Origin of the sequence: Streptomyces winkii (assembly GCF_032248595.1) — a bacterium.
GTDB lineage: Bacteria > Actinomycetota > Actinomycetes > Streptomycetales > Streptomycetaceae > Streptomyces > Streptomyces winkii.
This window is the reverse complement of the sequence record NZ_JASTTH010000010.1, coordinates 62,747-72,395: the sequence shown is the minus strand read 5'-3', so window position 1 is coordinate 72,395 and position 9,649 is coordinate 62,747. Positions and strand designations below refer to the sequence as shown.

At 75.0% G+C, this 9,649-nt stretch carries 1 protein-coding gene (only partly in view); it reads right to left on the bottom strand.

Annotated elements, in window-relative coordinates:
- Nucleotides 1–9 precede the first annotated feature (9 nt).
- Nucleotides 10–9,649: the final stretch of a type I polyketide synthase gene (locus tag QQM67_RS27360; RefSeq protein ID WP_314177545.1), read on the bottom strand. It continues 19,067 nt past the right edge of the window; 9,640 of the gene's 28,707 nt are visible here — the last part of the coding sequence; its start codon lies off the right edge, out of view — the gene reads right to left on this strand; its stop codon occupies nt 10–12.

Here is a 9,649-nt window from a genome sequence, read left to right as displayed (position 1 = left end):
TTAGCTCCGTCAGTCCTGCGAGGTGTGGGGGCCTTCGAGTGCGGCCTGCACCAGGTCGTCCACGGCCATCGAATCGATCGAGCTGCTGCCGTCCTCGTCCTCCGGCGTGTGCGCACCGGAGGTGCCGTTGCCGTCGGCGAGTTGGAGCAGCGGCTCCAGTACGCCGATCTCCCGCAGCTGCGTGAGCGGAACGGCCGCCAGCAGTTCGCGGATGCGGGCCTCCTCCCCGCCGTCGCCGGTGCCGTCCGCGTCGTCGGGAGCGAGCTGCGCGAGGACGTGCGCGGCGAGGTCGTCCGGCGTGGGGTGGTCGTAGACGAGCGTCGAGGCGAGGCTCAGGCCGGTGGCCGCGCCCAGCCGGTTGCGCAGCTCGACCACGGCGAGGGAGTCGAACCCGAGGTCGCGGAAGGGGCGTTCGCCGCGCACCGCGTCGAGGTCCTGCTGTCCGAGGACTCCGGCGGCGAGGGTGCGGACGACCTCCAGCACGGCGTCGTGGCGCCGTTCGGGCGGCAGCTTCAGCACGCGGTCCCGCAGCGCCCCGTCGGCGGACTCCCCGCCGGGTGACTGCGCGGCCACGGGGCCGCCGGGCAGGCCGCCCGACGGTACGCCGGGCCCGGAGCCGCCCGCCATGCGCGCGGTGTCGACGGCGGCGACCATCGCGGTGGGCGCGCTCTCAGCCGCGAGCTGCATGAGCGCGGTGCACGCCAGTTCCGGGTCCATGGCGAGGACTCCGGCGTGCCGGGCCTGGCGTTCGGCTCCGGCGCCCTCCGCCATGCCGCCTCCGCCCCAGGCTCCCCACGCGATGGAGGTCGCGGGCAGCCCGCGGGCCCTCCGGTCCTCGGCGACGGCGTCGAGGACCGCGTTGGCGGCGGCGTAGTTGCCCTGCCCCGGGTTGCCCATCGCGGAGGACGCCGAGGAGAACAGGACGAACGCCGACAGGTCCGCGTCGCGGGTCAGCTCGTCCAGCAGCAGGGCGGACCGCACCTTGCTGCGGAAGACCTCCGTGAAGCGGTCGGGGGTGAGCCGGTCCAGTACGCCGTCGTCGAGGACGCCCGCGGTATGGACGACGCCGGTGAGCGGATGCTCGTCCGGTACGGACGCCAGCAGGGAACGCAGCGACTCGCGGTCGGAGACGTCGCACGCGATGACGGACACCCCGGTGCCGGTGCGCAGGAGTTCGGCGCGCAGCTCCTCCGCGCCGGGCGCCGCCATGCCGCGGCGGCTGGCCAGTATCAGGTGGCCTGCTCCGCTGCGGGCGAGGGTGCGGGCCACGTGGCCGCCGAGCGCTCCGGTGCCGCCGGTGATGAGCACGGTGCCGTGCGGCTGCCAGGTGCGTTCCGGGTCGGGTGCCGGTTCCGGGGTCACGCGACGCCCGTATGCGGCGCCCGCGCGGACGGCGACCTGGTTCTCGCCGTCGGCGGCGGCCAGCACGGGCGCCAGGCGGGCGGCGGCCGTGGCGTCGAGGGCGGCGGGCAGGTCGATCAACCCGCCCCAGCGGTCGGGGTATTCCAGCGCTGCGACCCGTCCCAGGCCCCACACCGCGGCCTGCTCCGGTGCCTCGACGGCCTCGGAGCGTGCGACGGACACGGCGCTGCGGGTCACGCACCACAGGGGGGCGGTGATGCCCGCGTCGCCGAGCGCCTGGAGCAGGACCGCGGTGCGCACCGTGCCCTCGGGTGCGGCGCCGTCACCGGTGCCGGGGGTGAGGGCGAGCAGCGACAGCACTCCGTCGTACCGCACTGCGGTGCCGTGCCCGGAGGACCCGTTGGCGGACCCGTTGGCGGCCGCGGCGCCCGAACCGTTGGCCGGACCGCCGCCCGTGGACGTGCCGTCGGGCGTTGTGGAGCCGCGGGACGCGGCCCGTGCCGCGGCGCTCAGCGCACGCGCCATCTCCTCGCGGTCTGAGGTGGCGGTCTCGACACGGTGGATCACGGCGCCGTTGGCGCCGGCCGCGTCGAGTACGCCGGAGATGAACTCCTCGTCCGCGCCGGCCGGTACGACGGCCAGCCAGCGCCCGCCGCCCGGCGCGCCGGCGGACCTCTGGAGCGGAGCCCACCGGATGCGGTGCCGCCAGCTGTCGACGACCGACTGGTCCTGCTGTTGGCGTCGCCACTCCAGCAGCGCGGGCAGCACCTGGGCCAGCGAGTCCTGTTCGACGTGCAGTACCGACTCCAGGGAGCCGAAGTCCTCGCGGCCGACGGCCTCCCAGAAGGCGTCGTCGGTGGAGCCGGGAGCCCCGCCGCCGGTGCCGTTGCGCGCCGGGGACGCCGCCCCGGGGTGGGGCATGTGCTCGGGCCAGAACCGCCGGTGCTGGAAGGCGTACGTGGGCAGGTCCACGGCGCGTGCGCCGGTGCCGTCGAAGAAGGCGTCCCAGGCGACGGGAACGCCCGCGGTGTGCAGGCGCGCCAGGGCCGTCACGAGGGTGGTCTCCTCGTCGCGTTCCTTGCGCAGCAGTGGGACGGTCAGCGCCTCGGCGGAGGCGGACTCGGCGACGAGCGCGGACAGCGCGCCGTCGGGTCCGATCTCCACGAACGAGGTGGCGCCCCGCTCGCGGAGGTCGCGGACGGCGTCGGCGAAGCGGACGGTCTCCCGCACGTGCCGCACCCAGTACTCGGGCGAGGTGACCGGCTCGGCGACGGACGGTTCCGCCGCGGCGGCTGCCAGCGGCACTCGCGGGGCGTGGAAGGTCAGCCCCCGCACGACGGAGGCGAACTCGTCGAGCATCGGGTCCATGTGCGCGGAGTGGAAGGCGTGGGAGACGGGCAGGCGCGTGGACTCCCAGTGGCGCGCCACCTCGTCGACGGCCTTCTCGTCTCCCGCGATCACCACGGAGCGCGGCCCGTTGACGGCTGCGACGCAGACGCCCTCGACGAGCCTGCCGAGGACCTCCTCCTCGGAGGCGCGTACGGCTGTCATCGCGCCGCCGTCGGGCAGGGCCTCCATCAGCCGCGCACGAGCGGAGACCAGCGCACACGCGTCCTCAACGGAGAACACACCCGCCACATGGGCCGCCACGACCTCACCGATCGAATGCCCCGCAACGAAGTCCGCACGCACACCCCACGACTCCACCAGCCGGAACAACGCCACCTCAAGCGCGAACAGAGCAGGCTGAGCCCACCCCGTACGAGCCAGGCGAGCCTCGTCGCCGCCCCACATCACCTCACGCACACCCGGGCCAAGAAGCCCCAGCACCTCATCCAGCGCCTCGGCGAACACCGGGAAACGCCCATACAACTCCCGCCCCATACCCAGGCGTTGACCCCCCTGCCCGGAGAAGACGAACGCCGTGCGGCCGGTGCGCAGCGCTTCGCCGTGCAGCACGTGCGGGGCGCTGCTCCCCGCGGCCACGGCGGCCAGCCCCTCGGCGAGGCCGCGGTGGCCGTCGGCGACGACCGCGGCGCGGTATTCGAAGGCCATACGGGTCGTGGCCGTGGAGTACGCCAGGTCGGCGACGGACGCCCGCGAGGGCTGCGTGGCGGCTTCGCCGGGCGTGGCGGTGGCGTACGGCTCCACGCGGGACAGCAGCGAGGCGGCCTGGTCCCGAAGGGCGGCGGGGGTGCGGGCGGAGACCAGCACTGGCACCGCGCCGGGAGTGCGGACGGGCACGGGCGGGGGCCCGGCGGCCGGGGGCGCCTCTTCCAGTACGAGGTGGGCGTTGGTGCCGCTGGCGCCGAAGGAGGAGACGGCACCGCGCCGCGGGGTGTCGCGCTCGGGCCAGGCGGTGCGTTCCGTGAGCACTTCCACGGCGCCGCTGCTCCAGTCCACGTGGCTGGTGGGCGTATCGACGTGCAGCGTCCGGGGCAGTTCGCCGTGGCGCATCGCCATGACCATCTTGATGACGCCGGCGACGCCCGAAGCGGCCTGCGTGTGGCCGATGTTGGACTTCACGGTGCCCAGCAGCAGCGGGCGGCCGGACTCGCGCTCCTTGCCGTAGGTGGCGAGGAGGGCCTGCGCTTCGATGGGGTCGCCGAGTGTGGTGCCGGTGCCGTGCGCCTCCACGGCGTCGACCTGGGCCGGTGACACGTCCGCCGTCCGGAGGGCCTGGCGTATCACCTTCCGCTGTGCCGAACCGCTGGGCGCCGTAAGGCCGTTGGAGCCGCCGTCGGAGTTGACGGCGCTGCCTCGCACGACGGCCAGCACCCGGTGGCCGTTGCGGCGTGCGTCGGAGAGACGTTCCACGACGAGCATGCCGACGCCCTCGGACCAGCCGGTGCCGTCGGCCTCGTCGGAGAACGCCTTGCAGCGGCCGTCGGGCGAGAGGGCTCCCTGGGCGCTGAACTCGATGAAGCCGACCGGGGTGGACATGACGGTCACACCGCCCGCCAGCGCCATGGAGCACTCGCCGGAGCGCAGGGCCTGCGCGGCCAGGTGGAGGGCCACCAGCGACGACGAGCAGGCCGTGTCGACGGACACGGTGGGCCCGTTGAGGCCGAAGCTGTAGGCGAGGCGCCCGGACAGCAGGCTCGCCGACTGCGCGGTCTGCCACTCCTGGCCGACGAGTTCGGCGGGTGCCCGGTATTCGCCGGTGCCGCCTCCGACGAACACGCCTGTCTGGCTGCCGCGCAGCGCGGACGGAGGTATGCCGGCCCGCTCCAGCGCCTCCCATGCGGACTCCAGCACCAGCCGCTGCTGCGGGTCCATCACGAGCGCCTCGCGGGGCGAGACGGAGAACAGGTCGGGGTCGAACTCGGCGGCGTCGTGGAGGAATCCGCCGTGCCGGGTCACGGACTGCCCGCCGTCGAAGAGGGCGTCGAGGTCCCAGCCGCGGTCGGCGGGCATCTCGCTGACGGCGTCGGTCTCCTCCGTCAGCAGCCGCCACAGGTCCTCCGGGGAGCGCACGCCCCCCGGGTAGCGGCAGGCCATGCCGACGATCGCGACGGGTTCGTCGGCGGCGGGCCGCGCCGGGACCGGCGCTTCGGCCTGCGGGACGGGCGCGTCCTCGCCGAGCAGCTCCGTGAGCAGATGCGCGGCGAGTTCCTGCGGGGTGGGGTGGTCGAAGACGAGCGTCGCGGGCAGCGGCAGCCCGGTGCCGGTGGCGATACGGTCTCGCAGGTCCACTCCGGCGAGGGAGTCGAACCCCAAGTCGCGGAAGGGCACGCCGGGTTCGACCGCTTCGGGTCCGGCGTGGCCCAGCACCTGTGCGGCCTTCTCCCGTACGAGGCCGAGGAGTTCGCCGGTCCGCTCGCCCTCGGGCAGCCCGGTGAGGCGGGTGCGCAGCGCCTCCGCGGTGCCGGCTGCCCTGCTCCGGGCGCCGCGTGCCTCCTCAAGTGCGCGGCGCGCTTCGGGGACGGAGGTGAACAGGGCGCTTCCGCGGTCCCCTGCGAAGGCGGGCGCGAAGGTCTCCCACCGCACATCGGCGACCGCGGCGACGGGCCCGTCGCAGGCCACGGCCCGGCCGAGCGCCGCCAGGGCCGGTTCGGCGTCCATAACGGGCAGCCCGCTGAGGCGCAGATGGTTCGCGGCGGACGCGTCGGTGGTCTCGGCCCACGGCCCCCAGGCCACGCACACCGCCGCCTGGCCGCGTGCGCGTCGCGTACGGGCGAGGGCCTCCAGGGACGCCGAGTGGGCGGCCTGTGCGTACTGGCCCCGCAGGCCCCATACACCGGCGACCGACCCGAGCAGGACGAACGCGTCGAGGTCGCGGCCGGCGAGGGCCGCGTCGAGGGCGGCGGCGCCCGCGGACCGTGAGGTCTCCGCGGCGTCGCCGTCGGCGGGCGGCGTGCCGTCCCCCGCATAGACGGCGGCGGTCAGCGGCGTCTCGTCGCCGATGCCCTCCAGCACGGCGGCCAGTTCGCCGTGCCGGCGCAGGTCGCAGGGGGCGAGTGTGACCTCGGCGCCGAGCGTCTCCAGCTCGGCGGCCAGTGCGGCGGCCTCGGGTCCGGAGGCGTCGCCGCCGGTCAGCACCAGCCGCTCGGCGCCCTCACGGGCGAGCCAGCGGGCGACGTGGCCGCCGAGGGGGCCGGTCGCTCCGGTGAGCAGCACCGTTCCGGCGGGCGTCCATCCGGCGGTGGCGGCGGGTTCGGCGGCACGGACCAGCCGCCTGCCGTACGTGCCGTGGTCCCGGACGGCGATCTGGTCCTCGCCGCCTCGGGACACGGCTGCGGCGAGGGCGGCGCCCGCGGCGGGGCCGGGCCGGGCGGGCAGGTCGGCCAACCCGCCCCAGCGGTCGGGGTGTTCGAGCGCCGCGACAAGGCCCTCGCCCCATGCGGCGGCCTGCTCGGGGTCGGCCTCCTCGGCGGCGTCGACGGCTGTGGCGCCGCGGGTGACGCACCACAGGGGTGCCGTTATGCCGCAGGCGCCGAGGGTGTCCAGCAGTGCCTGCGGGCGGGCCGCGCCGGTGAGGGCCGTCGCCGCGCCGGTGAGGGCCGTCGCTGCGCCGGCGGGGGCGAGCGACACGACGGCGGTGAACTCGCCTGCCACGGCCGCCGTTTCACGCAGCTGCCGGGCGAAGCGCTCCTCGTCGGCGGCGTCCTCGTCGGCGGGGGCGCCGGGGAGGCGGACCGTGTGGGCGCGGAGCGCCTCGACGGCGGCGTCCGCCCACTCCCCGGCCTCGTCCGCGGCGGGGAGGAGCACCAGCGCCGGTGCTGCGGCGGCGTGCTCGCCCGGGTCATGCTGCGGGAGGGGTTCCCATGTCACTTCGTAGCGCCAGCCTCCGGACGCTGTACGCGCCCGGCTGCGGCGGCGCCAGGACGACAGCGCCGGGGCGAGGGAGCCGGCGGTGGTCTCGTCGACGTCGAGGACGCGGGCGAGCGCGCCGGGGTCGTCCTCCTCGACGGCGGACCACAGTTCGGCGTCGGCCGGGTCGGCCGAGGAGGCGGGGGCGGCGGCCTCGGGCCAGTACCTCTCCCGCTGGAAGCGGTAGGTGGGCAGCGCCACGCGGCGGGCGCCGGTGCCTGCGAAGTACGCCTCCCAGTCGACGCCGGTGCCGGGCGCGTGGAGCAGGGCGAGCGTGGCTGCCAGCGCGGCCTCCTCGCCGCGGTCCTTGCGCAGTACGGGCGCGACGAGGGCGTCCGGGGGCAGGAGCGCGGCGGCGAGCGCCGACAGCGTGCCGTCGGGGCCGACTTCGAGGACGGCGTTCACGCCGTCCTCGTGCAGCGTGCGGACTGCGTCGTCGAAGCGTACGGGCTCGCGGACCTGCCGCACCCAGTACTCGGGGTCGCACACGTCGCCCGACGCGGCCACGGGAATCCGGGGCCGTTCGAAGGAGATTCCGGCGATCGCCGCGCGGAAGTCCTCCAGCATCGGCTCCATCAGCGGCGAGTGGAACGCGTGCGAGACCCGCAGCCTGCGCGTGCGGCGGCCCGCCGATTCGAAGTGACCGGAGACGGCGAGGACTTCGTCCTCGACGCCGGAGATGACCGCCGACGTGGGCCCGTTGACAGCGGCCAGGGACACACCGCCGGTGAGCAGCGGGGCGACCTCGTCCTCGGGCGCTTCTATCGCGACCATCGCGCCGCCCTCGGGCAGCGCCTCCATCAGCCGCGCCCGCGCCGACACCAGCGTGCACGCGTCCTCAAGAGCGAGCACCCCGGCCACATGGGCCGCCGCGATCTCACCGACCGAGTGCCCGGCGACATGACCGGGACTCACTCCCAGCCACTCCACAAGGCGGAACAGCCCCACCTCCACGGCGAACAGGGCGGGCTGCGCCCAGCCCGTGCGGTCGAGCAACTCCCCGTCCTCACCCCACACCACGTCCCGCAAGGGCCGCTCCGAGACGACGTCCAGATGAGCGGCCACCACGTCGAAAGCCTCCGCGAACACAGCGAACCGCTCGTACAACTCCCGCCCCATACCAAGGCGTTGACTCCCCTGACCGGCAAACACCACCGCAGTGCGACCACGCGTCACAGAGCGGCGGGCCCTGGCGGCCTCCGTGATGTCGCCCACCGCGCCGGGGCCTTCGGCGAGGAGCACCGCGCGGTGCGGGAGCGGCGAGCGGCCGGTGGCCAGGGAGTAGCCCACGTCCAGGGGCCTGAGCTGCGGGTTGCGCGCCATGTGCCGTTCGAGGGCGGCGAGTTGCTCCTCGAGGGCTTCCTCGGTACGTCCGGAGACGAGCAGCGGCACGGCGCCAGGCGTGACGGCCGCGGAGGTCTCCGCGTCCTGCGCCTGCGCTGCTTCGGGGGCCTGTTCGATGACGACGTGCGCGTTGGTTCCGCTGAGGCCGAAGGCGGAGACGCCGGCCCGGCGGGGGCGTCCCCTCTCGGGCCATGCCGCGGCCTCGCTCAGCAGGGCGAGGGCTCCGGAGGACCAGTCGACGTGTGAGGTGGGGACGTCGGCGTGCAGCGTCTCCGGCAGCAGCCCGTTGCGCATGGCGAGCAGCATCTTGATGACGCCCGCGACGCCTGCCGCGGCCTGGGCGTGGCCGATGTTCGACTTCACCGACCCCAGGTAGAGGGGCTGTTCGCGGTCCTGCCCGTAGGTCTCCAGCAGCGCCTGCGCCTCGATGGGGTCGCCGAGGGCGGTGCCCGTGCCGTGGGCCTCCAGGGCGTCGATGTCGCCGGGTGACAGTCCGGCGTCGGCGAGGGCCTGGCGGATGACGCGCTGCTGTGAGGGCCCGTTGGGGGCGGTCAGTCCGTTGGACGCGCCGTCGGAGTTGACGGCGGAGCCGCGTACGACGCCCCACACCTCGTGGCCGTTGCGCAGCGCGGCCGACAGGGGCTCCAGTACGAGCACTCCGACGCCCTCGGACCAGGCGGTGCCGTCGGCGCCGTCGGCGAACGCCTTGCAGCGCCCGTCGGGTGCCAGGCCGCCCTGGCTGGTGAACTCGATGAACGACTCGGGTCCCGACATCACCGATACGCCGCCGGCGAGGGCGAGTTCGCACTCGCCGGTGCGCAGGGAGCGCAGCGCCCAGTGGAGTGCGACAAGCGACGAGGAGCAGGCGGTGTCGACGGTGACGGCCGGCCCTTCGAGCCCGAGCACGTAGGCGAGCCGTCCGGACATGATGCTGGCGGTGGTGCCGGTGGCGAGGTAGCCGCGCATCTCCTCGTCGATGCCGCGGCGCAGGACCGACTCGTAGTCCTGTCCGTTGGTGCCGACGAAGACGCCGGTGGCCGAGCCGCGCAGGCTGCCGGGGTCGATGCCCGCCCGCTCGATCGCCTCCCAGCTGGTCTCCAGCAGCAGGCGCTGCTGCGGGTCCATGGCGAGGGCCTCGCGCGGGGAGATGCCGAAGAAGGAGGCGTCGAATTCGGCTATGCCGCTGAGGAATCCGGCCTCGCGGGTGGCGGAGGCTCCGCCGGCCAGGGCCGCGAGGTCCCAGCCGCGGTCCGCGGGGAAGGGGCTGACTCCGTCGCGGCCGGAGGCGAGCAGGTCCCACATCTCCTCGGGTCCGGTGACGTCGCCGGGGAATCGGCAGCCGATGCCGACGACGGCGACGGGATCGTCTCCGACGGCGCCGGAGACGGCCGCGGCGGGTGCGAGCGCGGGAGCGGCGGTTGCCGGTGTCTGTGGTGCGGACTCCCCTGTGACGTGGGCGAGTTCGGCCAGTACGAAGTCGGCGAGGTCCAGCGGGCTGGGGTAGTCGTAGACGACGGACGCGGCGAGGCTCAGGCCGGTCGCGGAGGCGAGCCGGTTGCGCAGTTCCAGCGTGGTCAGCGAGTCGAATCCCAAGTCGCGGAAGGCGCGGTCGGGTTCGATGTCGCGCGTG